The sequence below is a fragment of the Cytobacillus sp. FSL R7-0696 genome (genome assembly GCF_038006865.1).
GTDB lineage: Bacteria > Bacillota > Bacilli > Bacillales > Cytobacillaceae > Cytobacillus > Cytobacillus kochii.
In genome coordinates this window covers 3,317,182-3,337,231 of record NZ_JBBOWA010000001.1, presented here as the reverse complement: position 1 = coordinate 3,337,231, position 20,050 = coordinate 3,317,182, and the positions used below count along the sequence as shown (strand labels likewise).

General features: G+C 37.3%; 18 protein-coding genes. 1 reads left to right on the top strand and 17 read right to left on the bottom strand.

What is annotated here, in order from left to right; translation table 11 throughout:
- Nucleotides 1-4 precede the first annotated feature (4 nt).
- The 6 genes from MKX29_RS17265 to MKX29_RS17240 form a co-directional block, all read right to left on the bottom strand.
- On the bottom strand, nt 5-1,003 hold the full coding sequence (locus tag MKX29_RS17265; RefSeq protein WP_341106743.1) for a thiamine pyrophosphate-dependent dehydrogenase E1 component subunit alpha: 999 nt from the start codon (nt 1,001-1,003) through the stop codon (nt 5-7).
- 120 nt (nt 1,004-1,123) lie between these two features.
- Nucleotides 1,124-2,542 (bottom strand): dihydrolipoyl dehydrogenase, encoded by a 1,419-nt coding sequence (gene lpdA / locus MKX29_RS17260; RefSeq protein WP_095372646.1) that lies wholly within the window; start codon nt 2,540-2,542, stop codon nt 1,124-1,126.
- A 22-nt stretch (nt 2,543-2,564) separates the two neighbouring features.
- Nucleotides 2,565-3,653 (bottom strand): butyrate kinase, encoded by a 1,089-nt coding sequence (gene buk / locus MKX29_RS17255; RefSeq protein ID WP_285840858.1) that lies wholly within the window; start codon nt 3,651-3,653, stop codon nt 2,565-2,567.
- Nucleotides 3,654-3,766: 113 nt separating this feature from the next.
- Nucleotides 3,767-4,864, bottom strand: coding sequence for a branched-chain amino acid dehydrogenase (gene bcd / locus MKX29_RS17250; protein ID WP_095372644.1), 1,098 nt, complete (start codon nt 4,862-4,864; stop codon nt 3,767-3,769).
- 36 nt (nt 4,865-4,900) lie between these two features.
- Nucleotides 4,901-5,803, bottom strand: a complete 903-nt coding sequence (gene yqiS / locus MKX29_RS17245) for a phosphate butyryltransferase (protein ID WP_233435223.1) — start codon at nt 5,801-5,803, stop codon at nt 4,901-4,903.
- Between the two features lie 155 nt (nt 5,804-5,958).
- The gene (locus tag MKX29_RS17240; RefSeq protein WP_224936021.1) at nt 5,959-8,028 is read right to left on the bottom strand and encodes a sigma-54 interaction domain-containing protein; all 2,070 of its coding nucleotides are present in this window, start codon (nt 8,026-8,028) and stop codon (nt 5,959-5,961) included.
- Nucleotides 8,029-8,241: 213 nt separating this feature from the next.
- Here MKX29_RS17240 and MKX29_RS17235 point away from each other — a divergent pair, with 213 nt between their 5' ends.
- Nucleotides 8,242-8,481, top strand: a complete 240-nt coding sequence (locus tag MKX29_RS17235) for a DUF2627 domain-containing protein (RefSeq protein ID WP_095373649.1) — start codon at nt 8,242-8,244, stop codon at nt 8,479-8,481.
- A 75-nt stretch (nt 8,482-8,556) separates the two neighbouring features.
- Here the strand turns inward: MKX29_RS17235 and spo0A are convergent, their stop codons facing one another.
- The 11 genes from spo0A to MKX29_RS17180 all read right to left on the bottom strand — a co-directional run bounded on the left by spo0A (nt 8,557) and on the right by MKX29_RS17180 (nt 20,036).
- Entirely contained in the window at nt 8,557-9,351 is a 795-nt protein-coding gene (spo0A, locus tag MKX29_RS17230) for a sporulation transcription factor Spo0A (protein ID WP_224936020.1), read from the bottom strand.
- A gap of 341 nt (nt 9,352-9,692) precedes the next feature.
- Nucleotides 9,693-10,982 carry a SpoIVB peptidase gene (spoIVB, locus tag MKX29_RS17225; protein ID WP_224936019.1) on the bottom strand — a complete coding sequence of 430 codons (1,290 nt, stop codon included), beginning with the start codon at nt 10,980-10,982 and terminating at the stop codon, nt 9,693-9,695.
- Between the two features lie 113 nt (nt 10,983-11,095).
- Complete coding sequence (recN, locus tag MKX29_RS17220; protein ID WP_251162028.1) at nt 11,096-12,784, bottom strand: DNA repair protein RecN; 1,689 nt, start codon at nt 12,782-12,784, stop codon at nt 11,096-11,098.
- Between the two features lie 17 nt (nt 12,785-12,801).
- Nucleotides 12,802-13,251, bottom strand: coding sequence for a transcriptional regulator AhrC/ArgR (ahrC, locus tag MKX29_RS17215; protein ID WP_095372619.1), 450 nt, complete (start codon nt 13,249-13,251; stop codon nt 12,802-12,804).
- Nucleotides 13,252-13,496: 245 nt separating this feature from the next.
- Nucleotides 13,497-14,333, bottom strand: coding sequence for a TlyA family RNA methyltransferase (locus tag MKX29_RS17210; RefSeq protein WP_224936205.1), 837 nt, complete (start codon nt 14,331-14,333; stop codon nt 13,497-13,499).
- 4 nt (nt 14,334-14,337) lie between these two features.
- A complete protein-coding gene (gene dxs / locus MKX29_RS17205) occupies nt 14,338-16,230 on the bottom strand; it encodes a 1-deoxy-D-xylulose-5-phosphate synthase (RefSeq protein WP_224936017.1) in 1,893 nt (630 codons plus the stop codon).
- Nucleotides 16,231-16,347: 117 nt separating this feature from the next.
- Nucleotides 16,348-17,238 carry a polyprenyl synthetase family protein gene (locus MKX29_RS17200; RefSeq protein WP_224936016.1) on the bottom strand — a complete coding sequence of 297 codons (891 nt, stop codon included), beginning with the start codon at nt 17,236-17,238 and terminating at the stop codon, nt 16,348-16,350.
- 5 nt (nt 17,239-17,243) lie between these two features.
- A complete protein-coding gene (locus MKX29_RS17195) occupies nt 17,244-17,477 on the bottom strand; it encodes an exodeoxyribonuclease VII small subunit (protein ID WP_095372615.1) in 234 nt (77 codons plus the stop codon).
- Complete coding sequence (xseA, locus tag MKX29_RS17190) at nt 17,477-18,832, bottom strand: exodeoxyribonuclease VII large subunit (RefSeq protein WP_224936015.1); 1,356 nt, start codon at nt 18,830-18,832, stop codon at nt 17,477-17,479. The genes MKX29_RS17195 and xseA overlap by 1 nt, the downstream gene beginning before the upstream one ends.
- A 92-nt stretch (nt 18,833-18,924) precedes the next feature.
- Nucleotides 18,925-19,323, bottom strand: a complete 399-nt coding sequence (gene nusB / locus MKX29_RS17185; RefSeq protein ID WP_224936014.1) for a transcription antitermination factor NusB — start codon at nt 19,321-19,323, stop codon at nt 18,925-18,927.
- Between the two features lie 305 nt (nt 19,324-19,628).
- The gene (locus tag MKX29_RS17180) at nt 19,629-20,036 is read right to left on the bottom strand and encodes an Asp23/Gls24 family envelope stress response protein (protein WP_224936013.1); all 408 of its coding nucleotides are present in this window, start codon (nt 20,034-20,036) and stop codon (nt 19,629-19,631) included.
- Nucleotides 20,037-20,050: the final 14 nt, after the last annotated feature.

Here is a 20,050-nt window from a genome sequence, read left to right as displayed (position 1 = left end):
CTACTTATTCTGCGTACACATATTTCAATGCATCTTCTGCATCTGCATATGGTGCATTTTCAGCATAATCAGTTGCTTCATTCACGATTTTCATAATGCGATCGTTCATTTCTTTTTCTTTTTCATCATCGAAAAGACCATTTTCTTTTAAGTAGGCTGCAAAAGTAATAATCGAATCTTTTTCTTTCGCTGCATCTACTTCTTCACGATCACGGTAGCTGCGATCATCATCATCAGAAGAGTGTGGAGTTAAACGATAAGAAACTGTTTCAACTAATGTAGGACCTTCACCTTTACGTCCACGATCAGCTGCTTCTTTAACTGCTTGGTACACTGCTAATGGATCGTTACCATCTACAGTCACACCAGGCATACCGTAACCGATTGCACGATCTGATACTTTCTCACATGCCAATTGTTTTTCAATTGGTACAGAGATCGCATACTTATTATTTTCACACATGAAAATAACTGGTAATTTATGAACACCTGCAAAGTTTGCTCCTTCGTGGAAGTCTCCTTGGTTAGAAGAACCTTCACCGAATGTAACAAATGTACAAAGATCTTTATTTTCCATTTTCCCAGCAAGTGCAATACCTACTGCGTGAGGAACTTGTGTTGTAACTGGAGAAGAACCTGTTACGATACGGTTTTTCTTTTGCCCAAAGTGACCTGGCATTTGACGGCCACCTGAGTTTGGATCTTCCGCTTTAGCGAATGCTGATAACATTAATTCTTTCGCAGTCATACCGAATGCAAGAACAACACCCATGTCACGATAATACGGAAGGGCATAATCTTTCTCTCTGTCTAATGCAAAAGATGCACCTACTTGCGCAGCCTCTTGTCCTTGACATGAAATAACGAAAGGAATTTTACCTGCACGGTTTAAAAGCCACATACGCTCGTCAATACGGCGTGCTAGAAGCATGGTTTCATACATTTCTAATACTTGCTCATCACTTAAACCTAAAGCTTTATGACGATTTTTAGTTTTACCCATTTCAAAACCTCCTAAATATATATAGAAGAACGTGGAACGCTCTTATATTCTCCACTTAATGAAGTGAGGCTTCTAGATTTCCAACAAAACCTAGAAGTCCACTTTAATAAATCCTAACGCTTATCCGTGAATCGCTTTTCCGTCTACTGCTAATGCAGCTTCTCCAATTGCTTCAGATAAAGTTGGGTGAGGGTGAATCGTATGTGCTACTTCCCATGGTGTAGCATCTAATACTTTTGCAAGACCTGCTTCAGAAATCATATCTGTCACATGTGGTCCAATCATGTGTACACCTAAGATGTCATTTGTTTCTTCGTCAGCAATAATTTTAACAAAGCCGTCAGACTCACCGAATACAAGCGCTTTACCAATCGCACGGAACATGAATTTACCGACTTTCACTTTATAGCCTTGTTCCTTCGCTTGATCTTCTGTGATACCTACACTTGCAGCTTCTGGTGAAGAATAGATACATTTAGAAATAAGATCATAATCCATTGGCTCTGGATTTTGGTCTGCGATATGTTCAACTGCATGAATACCTTCATGTGAAGCAACATGTGCAAGTTGAAGTCCACCAATTACATCACCAATTGCATAAATATGAGACTCTTTTGTTTGGTAATGTTCGTTCACAACGATGCTTCCTTTTTCTACTTGAATATCAGTATTTTCAAGACCAATACCTTCAGTATTTGCTTGACGACCTACAGATACGAGAAGCTTTTCAGCTGTGAATTCTTTTGTTTCGCCTTTTACTTCAGCAGAAACCGTTACACCGCCATCTTGTTTCAATGTTTCAGGAAGTACTTTCGCTTTAGTAACGATATTAACGCCACGTTTTTTCAGTAGACGTTGCATTTCCTTACTTACATCTTTATCTTCAGTAGGGATAATACGGTCAGCAAATTCTAGTACAGTTACTTCTGCACCGAAATCAGCAAGCATAGACGCCCACTCGATACCGATTACACCGCCACCAACGATAATAATTGACTTAGGAATCTCTTCCATAGATAATGCTTCATCAGAAGTCATTACATTTCCGCCAACTTCTAAACCAGGTAATGTTCTTGGACGAGAACCTGTTGCCACAATAACATTTTTAGGTACAAGCATTTCATTCTCATCACCATTATTCATTTCAACAGAAATTGTTCCTGCTGTTGGAGAGAAGATGGATGGTCCTAAAATACGTCCGAAACCGTCGTATACATCAATTTTCCCTTGCTTCATAAGGTGTTGAACGCCTTTATGCAATTGATCAACAATTTTGCCTTTTCTCTCTTGCACTTTTGCAAAGTTTACTGATACTTCCCCAGTAGAAATACCGAACTCATCACTATTCTTAGCAGTCGCAAAAACTTCTGCACTTCTTAGTAATGCTTTACTTGGGATACAACCTTTATGAAGGCAAGTACCGCCAAGATTTCCTTTTTCTACTAACGCTGTTTTAAGACCAAGTTGAGAAGCACGAATAGCAGCTACATAACCACCAGTACCTCCGCCAAGAATGACTAAATCATATTCTTGTGCCATTAATAAACCCTCCTATTACTACTTACTTAACTGTTGTTGTATTTAATTCATCAATAGTGTAATTCTTAGCTTCTTCTTCGCCACGAAGAACACGAAGTGCACCTTCTGCAAGCGCTTGAAGTTCATCTTCACCAGGTTCAATGATGACATCTGCAATCCAGTTAACATAGCTTGAAATATCATTTACAAATGCTTTCCCATAAGCTAGTCCACCTGTTAAAATGATCGCGTCTACTTTACCTTTTAATACCGCACTTGCAGTACCAATTTCTTTTGCAATTTGGTAACCCATCGCATCATAAACGAGCTTCGCTTTTTCATCGCCAGCTTCAATCATTTTTTCAACTTTTACAGCATCGTTTGTTCCAAGGTAGCCAACAAGTCCGCCTTCACCAACTAACATACTCATGATTTCTTCACGGTAATATTCACCAGAGAAGCACATATCAATAAGATCGCCAGCTGGAACCGTTCCTGCACGCTCAGGACTGAATGGTCCTTCTCCATGAAGTGCATTATTCACATCAATTACACGACCTTTTTCATGAGCACCAACAGAAACACCGCCACCCATATGCGTAACAATTAAGTTTAAGTCTTCGTATTTCTTACCTAATTTTTTTGATACTCTTCTTGCTACTGCCTTTTGATTTAATGCATGGAATATGCTTGTTTTATCAATTTGTGGGAAACCAGTAACGCGGGCGATCGGTGCTAATTCATCAACGACAACCGGATCGACAATAAAGGAAGGAATATTTAGACCTGAAGCAATTTCGTAAGCCAAAATCCCACCTAAATTGGATGCGTGCTGACCAGCATAACCAACTTTTAAGTCCTCAATCATTTCATTATTAACCGCATAAGTACCACCAGGAATTGGGCGTAAAAGTCCTCCGCGACCGACTACTGCGCTTAGTTTTGAAATGTTAATTCCTTCAGCGTCTAAAGTTTCTAAAATAGCGTTTTTACGGAATTCATATTGATCGAAAATTGTTTTAAACTTTTTAATCTCGTCTGTATCATGTCTTAATGTTTTTTCAAACACAGAACTATCATTATCGAAAACACCGATCTTCGTTGAAGTAGATCCTGGGTTGATGACGAGCATTCTCTTGATTTGATCTTGCACAACAGACCCTCCATTATTTATCCATTTTTGAAATTACATAAGGAAGTAGCTAGCGCTTATTAAAGCGCTCGCCACTTCAATATGAACCATAATTACTTACGGCGACTTAAGATGTGATGACCATTTTGAAGGAATGTGCTGCGAGATTGTTTCATTGTCGCAATTCTTTCTTCTGCCATACGGTCAGCAGCTTTATAAGTTGGGATATTTTCTTCTTTAGAAATTTGCATAATACGGTCAATTGTATCGTATAGACCTTCAACTTTTTTCATTGCACGTTCAGCATTGTAACCGTAAAGTTCGTCAGCAACGTTAATAACACCACCAGCATTGATTACATAGTCAGGAGCGTATACAATACCCATTTCGTGGATTTGATCACCATGACGTTCTTCTTTTAATTGGTTGTTAGCAGAACCTGCAATTACTTTTGCTTTAAGTTGTGGAATTGTATCATCATTTACAGTTGCCCCTAATGCACATGGCGCATAGATATCACATTCAACACCATAAATGTCATTAATTCCTACTGCTTCTGCACCGAAATCATCAACTGCACGTTGAACAGCTTCTTTGTTAATATCAGTAACGATTAATTTTGCTCCTTCTTCATGAAGGTGTTTACATAAGTGATATGCAACATTACCTACACCTTGAACAGCAATTGTTTTACCTTCAAGAGAGTCAGTTCCGAATGCTGCTTTTGCTGCTGCTTTCATACCTACGTACACACCGTAAGCAGTTACAGGAGAAGGGTTACCAGAAGAACCAAATGCTGGAGAAATACCAGTTACATAATCAGTTTCTTCATGAATTAAGTCCATATCAGCTACAGTTGTACCAACATCCTCTGCAGTGATATAACGTCCGTTAAGACCTTGAATATAACGTCCGAAAGCACGGAATAATGCTTCATTTTTATCTTTCTTAGGATCACCGATGATAACTGTTTTACCGCCACCAAGGTTAAGTCCAGCTGCAGCATTTTTATAAGTCATACCTTTTGCAAGACGAAGAGCATCTTCAATCGCTGCTTCTTCTGACTCATAAGTCCACATACGTGTTCCGCCTAGTGCAGGTCCTAAAGTTGTATCATGAATAGCGATGATTGCTTTTAATCCTGATTCTTTATCTTGGCAAATAACGACTTGTTCGTAATCATATTTCTCTAGATATTTAAAAATTTCCATGGTTGTAAATCCTCCTTGTTTTTAAAAGAAAATATATTATTTAGCAGAGCAAATAGCTAAAGCAAGTGAATATAACTTACTCTCTGCTGAGTCTGCTCTGGAAGTTAAAACGATTGGTGCTTTTGCACCTGCAATCACTGCACCAACTTTTGCTTGAGCAAAGTAGATCAATGATTTGTATAAAGCATTTCCAACTTCAATAGTAGGTACAAGTAAGATATCTGCTTGTCCAGCAACATCACTTGTAATGCCTTTATGCTCAGCAGCTTCAATAGAAACTGCATTATCAAGTGCTAAAGGTCCATCAACGATGCAGCCTTTAATTTGACCACGTTGATTCATTTGCGTTAATGCCGCTGCATCTAATGTTGCTTGCATATTTGGGTTTACAACCTCAACCGCAGCAATTGGTGCAACTTTAGGCATTTCCACCCCAATACTCTTAGCAATACCTACTGCATTAGCTGTTATTTGCGCTTTTTGACTCAAATCAGGCGCAATGTTCATCGCAGCATCAGTGACAATCGTAAATTTGTCAAAGTTAGGAACTTCAAACACAGCAACATGTGAAAGAACGCTACCAGTTCTCAAGCCATATTCTTTGTTAAGTACGGCTTTTAAAATAACTGCTGTAGGAACATTTCCTTTCATAAGTACGCTTGCTTTTTTCTCTTTGACAGATTTAACCGCCATTTCAGCAGCCAAAGCAGCTGTTTCAGCATGCATAATTGTTAAGTGGTCGCTACTAGCGACATCTGCATGGTTTGCATTCAGAATTTGTGTAATCTTTTCAGAGTTACCGAATAACAGAAAGCTTGCCATGTTTTTCTTTAGTGCACCAGCTACAGCTTCTAAGACTTCTTCGTCTTCTGCTGCGGCAACTGCAACTACATTGCCTTCATATTGGGTTGCTTTCTCTATAAGCGAATCCAATTTCATCTGTCTCAACCCCTTTACTTCAAAGTGCGTGCAAGTAAAATGTTTTTTTGCTGCACTCATCTTTTTATTATGCAATTACCGTGCCAAAATTAAAACGCGATGAAAACGCTTTATTACTAAAAACCCACTGTGAAATTTATTGCAAACTATGCAAATTATTGCATGCTTTTATTTTCAATCTGATATTTTTCCAATTTATAGTATAAATTTCTTACAGACAACCCTAAATGTTTGGCAGCTTGTGTCTTATTACCCTCAGCTTGTTTCATTGCTTTCGTAATAATTTCTTTTTCAAAACCTTCCAGTTGCTTTGCTAATGGCTCTCCTTGTTGAATAGATGCATGCATTTCGGAATCTACGAGAACTGGACTGTCACTATTCGCTAATGTAGATAAATGTTCACTGTCAATATGTGTTTGATAGCCCATAAATATAATCGCTCTTCCAATAATATTATCTAGTTCACGGACATTACCTGGCCAATCATATGCCATTAAAACCTTCATCGCTTCTTCCGTTACACCTTCTACATTACGGCCATATTCAATATTGATTTTTTCAATTAAGCGGTCCACTAATAAAGGAATATCTTCTTTTCTTTTTCTCAAGGACGGAATATGAATTGGCATTCGATTCAAACGGTAGTATAAATCCTCTCTAAATCCGCCGTTCGCAATGGCTTTTTCCAGATTAACATTCGTTGCAGCAATAATTCGAACGTTAATCTGAAGAGGCTTTGTACCACCTACTCGGGTAATCTCTCCTTCTTGTAGCACCCTTAATAGTTTAGCCTGTGTGCTGGCAGTTAACTCGCCAATTTCATCCAAAAAGATACTTCCTTTATCCGCTTCTTCAAATAAACCCCTTTTTCCGCCTCTTTTCGCGCCAGAAAAAGCACCCTCCTCATAACCAAATAATTCACTTTCTAGTAATGATTCCGATAAGGCAGCACAGTTTACACGAACAAATTTATTATATTTACGGTCACTTGCATTATGAATGGCATGTGCAAATAATTCTTTTCCTGTGCCAGATTCACCTCTCAATAGAACGGTTGCTGGCGTTTTTGCTCCAAGTTTAGCTTGCTCAATGGCAATGGCCATTTCATCAGATTGACCAATAATATCCTCAAAAGTATACTTAGCTTCTAAATTTCGAATAATTTGTCTCGCGCGGTTTAATTCGCGACTCATACTTTGCAGATCTGAAACGTCATGCAAAACCCCGACGCTTCCTTTTAAAATGCCATCTACAATTACTGGCGCTACATTGACGACAACTTCTTTTCTCTTCGGACCTACACGCATTGGTACACCCCTTATGGCTCTACGTGTTTTGAGCACCTTCATATGAACACTTTCACCTTCTGAGATATCAGCAGTTGCCGGTTTACCAATGACTTCCTCTTCTGCTAATCCAGTGATTTTTGAATAGGCCGGGTTAATAATTAATCCCTTCCCATCTTCATCTACAACAGAGATCGCTTCATCGCTTGATTGTATAATAGCTTGAAGCATTGTTTTTAAGTTTTTCAAATCAGTAATTTCTTCAGCTAAATCAACTAACTCCGTAATGTCTTTAAAAATAGAAACCGCACCGATTAATTGACCGTTATCACCGATTACAGGGATTCTCGTAGTAATAATTTTCAACCCACTACCTAAAACAAACTCTTGGTTTGTTTCCACTCTCCTTGAATGCAATACTCTCGGCAGTAGGCTTCCACTAATTACATCTCCGATTTTTTTACCTATCGCCTGTTTCTTTTCTATTCCTGTCATCGTTTCTGCGCTTTTATTAAAAAGTATAATTTCCTCGTCAGGATTAATGACGATCATACCGTTATCGGTCGTATTAAAAATGAGGTTGAATTTATATGTTTGATTAGAAAGTGCGGATATGAGCTCTTCCTTTTGATACAAAAGTTTGGCCATTAAATAAGCGACACTACCAGGGATAAAAATGATCTCTTCTTTGATTGAAGATCTAATTTGTTTACTAACTTCTTCGTCTCCTGTTACTTCAATAATAATATCAACAGGTTCTTTAATAAATTGGCGCCAATCATAACCAATTTGTACACCATCTTCACTCGCAAGTTGGAGTCCATTTGCTTCGCGATTAATATCAACAACCGCTGTTACTTTTAACATTTCTGTTTCTTTTAATAATCGATATATTGAGGAGCCACCTTGACCAGCCCCGATGATAATTACTTTTTGCATACTTTCACCTTACCCTGAATATTCTTTCAAATCTACTATGCAACTTCTTTCATTTATAATGTAACCTTAATTGTCCTTGTTGACAAATATCTTCTACTGTTAGTGTTAATATTTTTCTCATACGTTCCACCAATGAAATCTCCCTTTAATAAACGTTTCCTATCATATATAATGAGTTTATTGAATATTTTAGCAGCGGAAGAAAGGAAAAATATGATTAGACTAATAGCATTAATGATACTTGTACTTCCCGGTGTTTTAGCGGTATATGGAATTAAATTAATGAGGGATATGGTATTTGGCATTTTACAAAGCCCTTTCCCATCTTTACCTTTGCAGTTTGTGTGTGGATTATTATTTGTTATATTAGGAATTGGCTTTATCGCCGGATTTATTTTGCATCGTGATCGTAAAAGAAATAAAGTGCAAGACCGTTTTAAGAAGGAATCATAAAAAGCGTCAGCATAATAAAATGCTGACGCTTTTTTGTTTATTCGTGTGGACGATCTGTTCACACGCCTAGCTTTTTCAAGAAGCCTTATGCTCTAATCTTAACTTATCGGCCACCATGGCAATGAACTCAGAGTTTGTTGGTTTGGCCTTTGTCATGCTGACTGTATAGCCAAATAAAGAAGAGATAGAGTCAATATTCCCTCTGCTCCATGCCACTTCAATTGCATGACGAATTGCCCTTTCCACCCTACTAGCTGTTGTATTATACTTCTTGGCAATGTCAGGATACAGAACTTTTGTAATCGAGCCAAGTAACTCAATATCATTATATACCATTGAAATTGCCTCTCTTAAATATAAGTAACCCTTTATATGAGCAGGCACACCAATTTCATGTATGATACTTGTAATACTGGCATCAAGATTTTTGGGTTTTGCCTCTGCTTGTGTACGGTAATTGGTTGTAGAAGGTGATTTACGAATCATCGGACTTGATTTTCCGCTCACTTGGCGGATATGACTAGCCAAATTATCCATGTCAAAAGGTTTCAATATAAAATAAGATGCACCAAGGTCAACAGCTTTCTTTGTCACGTCTTCTTGTCCAAAAGCAGTTAACATAATAACGCTAGGAAGAGTCTTCAAGTTAAGTTCTCTCATTTTTTCAAGAACTGCCAGTCCATCAAGATGCGGCATTATGATATCTAATACAAGCACATCTGTTTCGATTTCATCAAGAATATTTAAACAGTCTTGTCCATTATGCGCCACTCCGACTATTTCCATATCTTCTTGAGATGAAATATACTCTTCAAGCAAAGCTACTAGCTCTCGATTGTCATCAACTACACACACTTTGATTTTTTTCACTAATTTTTTCCTCCTCAACCCATAGTTGAATCTATTTTCTATATTTTTGTCTCTATTTGCTAAGTGACAATTTCGACAAAGGGGATAAAAATCCTTTACCAAATTTTATTTTTCTTTAAAAAACTAATAAAATCTTAAGTTTTCTTTGTTTTCCTCTATTATTCGACTATAATCGATGTCTTTCTGCTTCATTGTCGAAAAATCTTTGTTTCTTGCTTATTTTAACATATTTATGTTTGTCATGCTTTTTCTTATAGAATCTAAATTAAATGATTTCAACTCAACATACACCTGACTATATATCTAAACAAACAAAAAAGCGGGCATAACCGCTTTTTTGTTTAAGATGCTCGCTCTTCATTATTTTCATAAATATTAATGCCCGCTTCATTTAACATCCATTCAATATGCACACCATAACCACTCGTCGGGTCATTAACAAAAACATGTGTCACCGCTCCTATAACCTTGCCCTTTTGAATAATTGGGCTGCCACTCATACCCTGGACAATGCCCCCAGTTTTTTCAAGCAATTCATCGTCAGTGACCTTGATGACCATTCCTTTTGTAGCAGGAAATTTTTGCGGGATCGTACTAACAATTTCGATATCAAACAGTTGAACTTTATCATTTTCAACGACTGTTAGAATTTTTGCTGGTCCTTCCTTTACTTGATGTGAAAGAGCAATTGGCATTGGTTTATCCATTAGCCCGTTAGCCAATCCACGATTAAGCCTTCCAAAAATGCCAAATGGGCTATTTCGATCAATGTTGCCTATAACTTCTTTTTCATCTTTAAAGCGTGCTAATTTTTCTCCTGGATTCCCATTACTCCCTTTTTCAATGGAAGTAACAGTAGACCGTAGTATTTGACCATCATCAACGACAATTGGCCTTTTTGTATCCATATCAGAAATAACATGACCAAGAGCACCATATTTTTTTGATTGTGGATGATAAAAAGTCATTGTGCCTATTCCAGCCGCTGAATCACGGATATATAATCCAAGCTTAAAGTTTGGTTCATTTTTATCTTTCAATGGTAATAATTCTGTCTCAAATTTTCCTTCATCACGAGTAACTGATATTTTCAGGGGTTTACCACTATCTCCTGCTGCTTGTACAAATGGAGCAACATCAGACATTTTTTCAATTTTTGTTCCGTTTATTTCTGTAATAATATCACCTATTTTAATACCTGCTAAATCTCCCGGTGACATCTTTCCATTTATTGTATTAATTTGGTGATGTCCGACCACCAATACGCCAACTGTATTCAATTTTACACCTATTGATTGCCCACCCGGTATAACTTTAAAGTCCTTTAAAACTTCCACATCTACTTTTTTTATCGGGAAACCAGCCAAATCAAGAAACATTTCGTTCTTGCCTGGTTCATTAGCAGAGAGTGTAATGACTTCTTTATCCTGAACAACCGCCAATTGTCCATCGGGTGCTTGTATTGTTGCATTTACAGTTTCCGCCATATTATATCGTACTTGTTCACCCTCAAATACGGTAAGGTTTATAGGAATGTGAATATACTCTTGAAACGGTTTAGAAAATCCTATACATATGATTGAAACAAGGAGAATTCCACCAATTATTTTTCTCAATATATCTCTTGTCATTTCAACACTCTCCTCGCTTCTTGTTTCATGGCTACATATATAATTTTGCCTGCTTCAAGAGCAATTATAACTGGCAACTTAATAAAAAAAGCTACCCTCCATTGGATAGCTTTTCATGGTATTTTTACATTTTTGGCAAGGCTCAGTAATTCCTTCGCATGCTCCCTTGTCAGTTCAGTCATTTCCACACCAGAGATCATACGACCAATTTCTTTAATCTTTTCCTCGTCATCCAACGGCTTTACCGTTGTTTTTGTACGGCCAGCTTTGAGTGTTTTAGAAATAAATAAATGCGTATCTGCCATTGCAGCCACTTGTGGCAAGTGGGAAATGCAAAGAACTTGCGAATCAATCGCTACTTGATGAATTTTTTCAGCAATAGCTTGTGCGACTCTTCCGCTTACCCCTGTATCAACTTCATCAAAGATAATAGATGTTACCCCTTGATGTTTAGAAAAGATACTCTTTAAAGCAAGCATAATTCGGGATAGTTCCCCACCTGATGCAATTTTTGATAATGGTTTTAACGGTTCTCCTGGGTTAGTGGATAAGTAAAATTCGACTGTATCAATACCTTTTTTATGAAAGCTTTCTTTATCCGTAGTAAAATGGACCTCAAATACAGTCTTTTCCATATAAAGCGCTTTTAATTCACGATGAATCATTTTTGTTAATCGTTCCGCAGCATTTCTTCTTAATTCACTCAATTCCTGTCCTTCGACAAGTAAATCAGCTTGTAATTCTTTAGCCTGCTTGAGCAAGTGTTCGATATGTGTTTCTTTGTTGGTTAATGTTTCAATTTCTTCCTCAATCTTTGCAACATATTCTAATATTTCCTCTATTGATGGTCCATATTTTCGTTTGAGCATATTGATTTCATTTAATCGCTCTTCAATTTCATTCAAACGAACAGGATCAAATTCCATAAAATCTAATTTACTCCTTAAAATAGCTACCGTGTCCTCTAATTGATAAAAACTGTTGGCAACTACTTCTTGCAACTCAACTAACTCTTCATCAACTTCTGCCGATTGTTGAAGGTGATTCATAGCTAAACTAATCCAATCAAGCCCTTTTTGTTCTCCTTGCAAGGCATTATAGCTAATTTTTACGCCTTCATACATCTTCTCAAAATTAAGTAAGCGGTTTCGCTCTTCTAGGAGGGCATCATCTTCAAGCAATTTTAAATTGGCGTTTGTTATTTCTTCATATTGAAATTGAATAAGATCCAGTCGATGAGCCATTTGCTGTTCATTTTCTGTTAATGTCTTGATTCTTTTCATTGTTTGCTCGTATTCTCTATAGACCTCTTCGTATTCTTGTCTACTTTTAGCGATTTTGGTACCACCAAATTGATCTAATAAAGGCAGATGCAAACTTTCATTCATTAATTCTTGGTGTTCATGTTGACCATGTATGTCAATTAGCGTACTACCAATTTCTCGAAGGATAGAAATGGTTACAAGTTTTCCATTTATTCGACAGACACTTTTACCTGATTTAGATATATCTCGTCGCAGAATCAACATTCCTTCATCGATATCTATACCAAATTCTAACGCCCGTTTGTAACACGGATGTTGTTCATCATCTAATATGAATAAACCTTCTATCTCGGCTTTCTCTTCACCATGTCTTACATACTCTGAAGAACCCCTGCCACCAACGAGCAGGTGAACGGCGTCAATAATAATTGATTTTCCTGCTCCTGTTTCTCCTGAAAGCACAGTTAGCCCTTTATTAAAGGCAATTGTGATTGATTCGATAATAGCAAAGTTTCTAATTGATATTTCATTTAACACTGACATTTCACCCCAGCTTATAGCATTTCTAAAAATCTTTTGGAAATCACTTCAGCTTCTTCAGGTGTTCGACAGATAATTAAGCAAGTATCGTCGCCACAAATTGTTCCTAATATTTCATCCCAATCTAGGTTATCCATCAATACACCAATCGCCATTGCATTCCCTGGCAAAACTTTCATCACAAGTAAATGACCGGCAGAATCTAGACGAACAAATGCATCCATTAAGTTACGCTTTAATTTTTGTAAAGGGTTAAAGCGTTGATCAGCTGGTAAACTGTACTTATATCTTCCATCCAAAAGGGGAACTTTCACTAAATGTAGTTCTTTAATATCGCGTGAAACCGTTGCTTGTGTCACGTTAAACCCAGCATTTCTTAACTCTTCTACTAGTTCATCTTGGGTTTCAATATCATTGTTCGTAATTAAATCCCTAATCTTAATATGTCGTTGTCCTTTATTCATTCTTTTCACCTCTATGAATGCAAAGCGTTGCTTGAAACCAGCAACACGATTCTCATTATCTTTTAATTCATATGTTAGCTGATTTTCTCTATATTGTACAATTTATTCTGCATAATTTGTGTTTTTTTGGTAAAAAAGATTGTTTCTTAAGAGAATTTCAAAATATCATTTATATCGGTTATGATGCCTGACACAAAAGAACAGGCTGGAAAATGCTCCCCTAGCCTGCTTACTTTAGTCTGTGTTTATTCTTTCAGTTTTGCTTTTAATTGCTTGTGGGCTTCTTTTACTACTGATTGGATATCAAAATCATTCGTAGCATGCACTTCCTCTGGGCCATGTTGCCACTGCAAATGAGCGAGGAATTCAATATTACCATCTCCTCCTGTAATCGGAGAATATGATAAGCCTTTAATGTGATATCCTTCTGTTTGAGCGAAGGTTAGAATTTTGTCGATTACTTGTTCATGTACGGACGAATCACGAACAATTCCCTTCTTCCCAACTTGTTCTCTTCCTGCTTCAAATTGAGGCTTGATTAATGCGATCACGTCACTACCAGGTACGAGTAATGTTCGCAAAACAGGAAGAATTAGTTGTAAAGATATAAATGAGACATCAATGGAAGCTAAATTTGGCATTTGCCCGACTAAATCAGCAGGTGTCACATAGCGAAAATTAGTGCGCTCCATTACAACCACGCGTTCATCCTGTCTTAGCTTCCAGGCTAACTGATTATATCCAACATCTAGGGCATAAGACATTTGTGCCCCATTTTGCAAAGCACAATCTGTAAAGCCCCCTGTTGATGCCCCAATATCTAATAGAATTTTATCTTCAACGGTTAAATCAAATACCTCTAATGCTTTTTCGAGCTTTAAGCCACCTCTACTTACGTAAGGCATTGCTTTCCCTTTGATTTGTAATGGAATATCACTCTTTACCTTTTCTCCAGGTTTATCTAGCCTCATTTCATTACTATAAACGATGCCTGCCATTACCGCTCTTTTTGCTTTCTCTCTTGTTTCTGCCAAGCCTCGTTCTACAAGAAGAACATCCACTCGTTCCTTTTTACTCATTATCGCTTCATGCCCTCTTTTGTTTTTTTTCAGCTAATCTACTCATGCGCTTTACAATTTCATCAGATGTTAAATTAATCTCTTCTAAGAGTTTGTCCACACTACCATGTTCTATAAAATGATCTGGGATACCAAGTCTATCCACTTTCGCATGATGGTAATGATGATCATGAGCAAATTCTAACACGGCGCTACCAAATCCACCTTGTAAGACCGCTTCTTCAACTGTCAAAATAGGCATGTTCATACTTAAAATATCATGTAACATTGTCTCATCTAATGGTTTAATAAAGCGGGCATTAACAACTTTTACTGAATAGCCTTTCGTTTCAAGAAGAGCTGCCGCTTCCATAGCCATTGGAATGGTTGTTCCAAATGTTAAAATAGCTGCGTCTTTACCTTCTTTTAACACTTCCCATGAACCAATTGGAAGTGCCGTCATCTTTTCATCAATCTCAACTCCAAGTCCATTTCCTCTTGGAAACCTCATTGCAATTGGACCATCATTGTATTGAATAGCGGTATATGTCATATGACGACCTTCATTCTCATCTTTCGGCATCATCAGTACCATATTTGGCAAATGTCTTAAAAAGGCAATATCGAAAACACCTTGGTGTGTTTCTCCATCAGCACCTACTAAACCAGCACGATCGATCCCAATAAAAACATTTAGGTTTTGCCTAGCAATATCGTGGACCATTTGATCATATGCTCTTTGTAAAAATGTCGAATAAATTGCTAAAAATGGCTTCATTCCTTGTGTAGCAAGACCTGCCGCTACTGTAGCCGCATGTTGTTCCGCTATTCCTACATCAAACATGCGATCTGGAAATTCACTTGCAAAACCTTCTAACTTAGATCCCACAGGCATTGCAGGCGTAATGGCAACAATTCGTTCATCTTCTCTTGCCAGTTCTCTGACTGTTTCACTAACTAACTTACTCCATGCAGGTGCAGTATTCACAGGCTTCAGGAAGTCACCTGTTTCCGTTTTATAAGGGCCTGTTCCATGCCAAGTACCAACAGTATCACGTTCTGCAGGCTCATAGCCCTTGCCTTTTTTCGTAATTACATGTAAGAGAACAGGACCTTCTGTTTTCTTGGCATAATTAATGTTCTCAAATAATTCTTCATAATTATGACCATCAATTGGTCCAAGATAAGTAAAACCGAGTTCCTCAAAAAACACGCCTGAAACAAGTAAATACTTTAAGCTATCTTTTAACCTTTCAGCTGTTGAAGCAATTTTACCACCGACAGCTGGAATCTTTTTCAGAAAAGCTTCCAATTCATCTTTTGCCCATTGGTATTTCCCCGCAGTTCTAAGACGACCTAAAACATTATGAAGGGCGCCAACATTAGGAGCAATTGACATTTCATTATCATTCAAAACAACAATCATGTTTTTCTGCTCGTGACCAATATGGTTAAGCGCTTCTAATGCCATTCCACCAGTCAAGGCACCGTCCCCTATTACTGGTATCACATGGCTATTTTCTTTTTTAATATCTCTTGCAATGACCATTCCCATAGCACCTGATAAAGAGGTGGAGCTATGGCCAGTTTCCCATACATCATGAGGACTTTCGATCAATTTAGGAAACCCGCATAATCCTTTATACTTTCTTAAGGTATCGAATTGGCTAGCTCTACCAGTAAGGATTTTATGAACGTATGACTGATGCCCAACATCCCATAAAATTTTATCTGTTGGGCTATCAAACGCTTTATGCAGAGCGATGGTCAATTCAACCACACCTAGATTAGGCCCAATATGACCACCAGTAACTGACAATTTTTCAATCAAAAATTGTCTAATTTCCGAGGCTAGATTCTCTAATTCCTCATTAGAGAGCTTCTTTAAAAAGCTTGGGTCTTTAATTGATAACAGATCCATAAGCCGGATCACTCACTTTCATTACTTATTCATAAATTAGTATACTTCTTCTCATTTCCTTTTCATGATTAGTACTAGATTACAGCAAAAATAAAAATAAGCCAAATGTTATCCCTTTTAATGGTTTCTTTCAGCTAGCATATCTGTAATTTTTTCCAAGTAATAAGTATTCAAACCTGTTTTTGCTAATTTTTCTTTCGCTAGCTGTGTATGCTCATCAAGTGCTGCTTTTGCACCATTCATTGTTAGGATGCTTGGATAAGTACTTTTCGCATTGACTTCATCACTACCTACCGGCTTACCAATAAGTTCCTCAGAACCTTCTAAATCTAAAATGTCATCTCTTATTTGAAAGGCTAAACCTAAATGTGTGGAAAATTCAAGTAAAAGCTGTTTTTCCTTATCTGAGGCACCAGCTAAAATGGCACCAGCGATGACACCAAAACTTAGTAACTTTCCTGTTTTATGTACATGAATGTATTCTAATTCAGGAAGCGTAAGTGTTTTCTGTTCGCCCAACATATCAGCAACTTGGCCACCAACCATACCTTCTGCTCCTGCTGATTGAGCAAATTCCTTAATTAAATCTAATTTAGCTTCAGGAGAAGCAAATGCTTCATCCGTTTCTGCAATTAATTGAAAGCTATAAGTTAAAAGCGCGTCCCCTGCTAAAATTGCATTGGCTTCCCCATACACTTTATGATTTGTCGGCTTTCCTCTTCTTAAATCATCATCATCCATACTAGGAAGGTCATCGTGAATAAGAGAGTATGTGTGCACCATTTCAAGTGCGCATGCACTGTTAAGTCCTTTAATTGTTTCTTGTCCATAAGCAGCTAAAGTAGCGAAAAGCAATAAAGGTCTGATGCGTTTACCTCCAGCCGACAAAGAATATTGCATTGCTTCTTTTAGCACAGCTGGAGATTCTAATCTCTCAACAAAGGATGCCATTTTCTCTTCCAGTAGTGTTTTATGATGTTGTGAAAAAGCTTGTAGTGACTCACCCATTCTCCCTACTCCTCCTCATGTATAACAAACGGCTGTTTTTTTCCATCATCAGTAATCATTTCTGTTAATTGTTCTTCTACATTTTTTAGTTTATCGTGACAAAGCTTGGAAAGTTCCATCCCATTTTTATAAATGGAAATGGCCTCTTCTAGAGGGACATCCCCTTCCTCTAACTTTTCTACGATTTGCTCAAGTTGCTCCATTGCTTCTTCGAAAGTAGGTGTTTTTTCTTTAGCCATTACTTTTCACCTCGATTATCGATTATATTCTTTACTTCAGCTAATATCGTACCATCTTTTACCTTTACTTTTATTTCGTCATTTTGTTTAACTTGGTGAATAGATTTGATGAGTTCTTCCTTTTCCGAATACAGCAAACTATATCCACGGTCCATAATCTTTAACGGACTTAACGTCTCTAATTTTGATATAAGATGTGAGAATTCCCTTTGCTTTCGTTCATTTACAACATTCATGGAACGTCTTAACCGTTTATTGATATCTATATATAGTTTTCTGCTTTCTATGGCTAATGAGTGTGGTGGTGTTCTTAGCAAGCGTTTTCGTTGCTGATCGACTTGTTCCTGCTTGTATTTTAATAAGCGGATTGTACTTTTAATTAATTGTTCTTTCGTACGATCAACTTGTTCTAATTTTTGCTCATAAAGTTTTTGAGGGTAACGAAAAGCATAAGATTTCTCCACTCTATGAAGACGTTCAAACTGCCTTGTTAACCTCTCCCTCGTTGCTCGGATCATCCGTGCTTGTTGGTTATGGATGCGTTCACTTAGGTCATCTATATGAGGCACTGAAAGCTCAGCAGCACCGGTCGGGGTTGGTGCCCGTAAGTCTGCGACAAAGTCTGCAATCGTAAAATCCGTCTCGTGACCAACCGCTGATATAATTGGGATAGATGAGGCAAAGATCCCTCTAATTACTTCTTCTTCATTAAATGCCCATAACTCTTCAATTGAACCTCCACCTCTACCAACAATTAACACATCAACCTCTTTCCTTTCATTCGCTCGATTGATTTGTTGAGTGATGGAAGGTGCGGCCCCTTTTCCTTGTACAAGTGCTGGGTAAATATAAATAGGAACAGAAGGATATCGGCGTTTCAATGTTGTAATTATATCTCTGATTGCTGCACCAGTTGGTGAAGTAATCAGCCCAATCGCTTTCGGATACTTAGGAATCGGTTGCTTATATTTCTCTGAAAACAACCCTTCCTTTTCGAGTTTCTGTTTTAACTGTTCATAGGCTAGATAAAGGTCACCAATACCATCAGGGGTCATTTCTTTCACATATATTTGATATTGTCCACTTGCTTCATATAAGGACAAATCACCGGTAATAAGAACATTCATCCCATTCTCAGGGACAAATTTCATCGTTTGATTGTATCTTGAAAACATCACTGCAAGAATTCTTGATTTCTCATCTTTTAATGTAAAATACATATGACCACTCGAATGGCGCTTGAAATTTGAGATTTCACCTTTGACCATTACTTGTTGTAAATGTGGATCTCTATCAAATTTCCGCTTTATATATTTTGTTAATGCGTAAACTGTTAAATATCTCTTTTCTTCCATTCTTATCTCCTTCTTTATTACAACGAATTAATTGTAATAGGAAAGTTTAAGCAGCGGGATTCAAATGATGTAATCGCATAAAATAGATGCTCTTAATTCTCACTATAATTATCTTTTATTTTTGATAATACGCTATTTATAAACTTTGGCGATTGGTCGTCTCCATACATCTTTGCAATCTCAATGGCTTCATTAATAACAACATTAACCGGTATATCATCCTCGCTAAAAGCAAATTCAAAAGTGCTAAGACGTAGTAAATTGCGATCAACGGTTGCCAAACGATCCAATTTCCAGTTCTCCAGATTGTTAGATATTAACTCATCAATCTGGGCTTTATGATGAAGAACACCACTGACAAGATGGTTTAAATAAGCATCCTCTGGCTGTTCATCTAACACATGATGAATGGCCTCATTCATTTCCGTTCCACTTAAATCGATTTGAAATAGCGCTTGCAATGCTTTTTCTCTTGCTGTTCTTCTTTTCATTCTTATTTCTCCTTTGTCATTCAATCTATTATATAAATGTCCTCGTGGATTTCTTTAACGACACATAAAAAAACACATAAGAAGATAATAGCATAACTGACTATGATTCGCACAGTGTAGTCAATAATTTTCCTCTATTTTTCCTTACAGTCTGATGAACTTTAAATAATGCAGCCATAGCCATTGATATGAATAGACTTCTCTAAAATTTGTTGAAACAAACCTTTAAGTCATGGAGCGGATATATCAATGCAAAAAAAAGACGACTAAAGACACCGATGTCTCTAGCCGCTTTTTTTGTCTTTTTATATTTCTTGTTCGTATTCATCTTCTTGTTTTTGGTTTTCAAAAAGAATACCAACTACATGAATATTAATTTCTTTCGTTTCAAGCGCTGTCATATTTAATAGAGCTTGACGAATATTATCTTGAATACTTTGTGCAACAGTTGGAATAGATACGCCAAATTTCATTAAACAGTAGACATCCACTTTAATGCCATCTTCAGCTAATTCGACTTTTACACCTTTTCCATGGTTTTTCTTGCCTAATTTTTCAACTACACCTGATGCGAAGTTGCCGCGCATTTGTGCAACACCTTCCACTTCAGATGCCGCAATTCCTGCAATTACTTCAATTACTTCAGGTGCAATTTCCACCTTACCTAACCCTGTTTCCTCTTGGTTCATTTCTAGAATGTTTTGATCGCTCATTTTGAAACCTCCAA

Excerpts from the sequence above, each read along its gene's own strand:
- MKX29_RS17265 (WP_341106743.1), bottom strand. The coding sequence starts at position 1,003 with ATGGGTAAAACTAAAAATCGTCATAAAGCTTTAGGTTTAAGTGATGAG.
- lpdA (WP_095372646.1), bottom strand. The coding sequence starts at position 2,542 with ATGGCACAAGAATATGATTTAGTCATTCTTGGCGGAGGTACTGGTGGT.
- buk (WP_285840858.1), bottom strand. The coding sequence starts at position 3,653 with ATGCTCGTCATCAACCCAGGATCTACTTCAACGAAGATCGGTGTTTTC.
- bcd (WP_095372644.1), bottom strand. The coding sequence starts at position 4,864 with ATGGAAATTTTTAAATATCTAGAGAAATATGATTACGAACAAGTCGTT.
- yqiS (WP_233435223.1), bottom strand. The coding sequence starts at position 5,803 with ATGAAATTGGATTCGCTTATAGAGAAAGCAACCCAATATGAAGGCAAT.
- MKX29_RS17240 (WP_224936021.1), bottom strand. The coding sequence starts at position 8,028 with ATGCAAAAAGTAATTATCATCGGGGCTGGTCAAGGTGGCTCCTCAATA.
- MKX29_RS17235 (WP_095373649.1), top strand. The coding sequence starts at position 8,242 with ATGATTAGACTAATAGCATTAATGATACTTGTACTTCCCGGTGTTTTA.
- spoIVB (WP_224936019.1), bottom strand. The coding sequence starts at position 10,982 with ATGACAAGAGATATATTGAGAAAAATAATTGGTGGAATTCTCCTTGTT.
- ahrC (WP_095372619.1), bottom strand. The coding sequence starts at position 13,251 with ATGAATAAAGGACAACGACATATTAAGATTAGGGATTTAATTACGAAC.
- dxs (WP_224936017.1), bottom strand. The coding sequence starts at position 16,230 with ATGGATCTGTTATCAATTAAAGACCCAAGCTTTTTAAAGAAGCTCTCT.
- MKX29_RS17200 (WP_224936016.1), bottom strand. The coding sequence starts at position 17,238 with ATGGGTGAGTCACTACAAGCTTTTTCACAACATCATAAAACACTACTG.
- MKX29_RS17195 (WP_095372615.1), bottom strand. The coding sequence starts at position 17,477 with ATGGCTAAAGAAAAAACACCTACTTTCGAAGAAGCAATGGAGCAACTT.
- xseA (WP_224936015.1), bottom strand. The coding sequence starts at position 18,832 with ATGGAAGAAAAGAGATATTTAACAGTTTACGCATTAACAAAATATATA.
- nusB (WP_224936014.1), bottom strand. The coding sequence starts at position 19,323 with ATGAAAAGAAGAACAGCAAGAGAAAAAGCATTGCAAGCGCTATTTCAA.
- MKX29_RS17180 (WP_224936013.1), bottom strand. The coding sequence starts at position 20,036 with ATGAGCGATCAAAACATTCTAGAAATGAACCAAGAGGAAACAGGGTTA.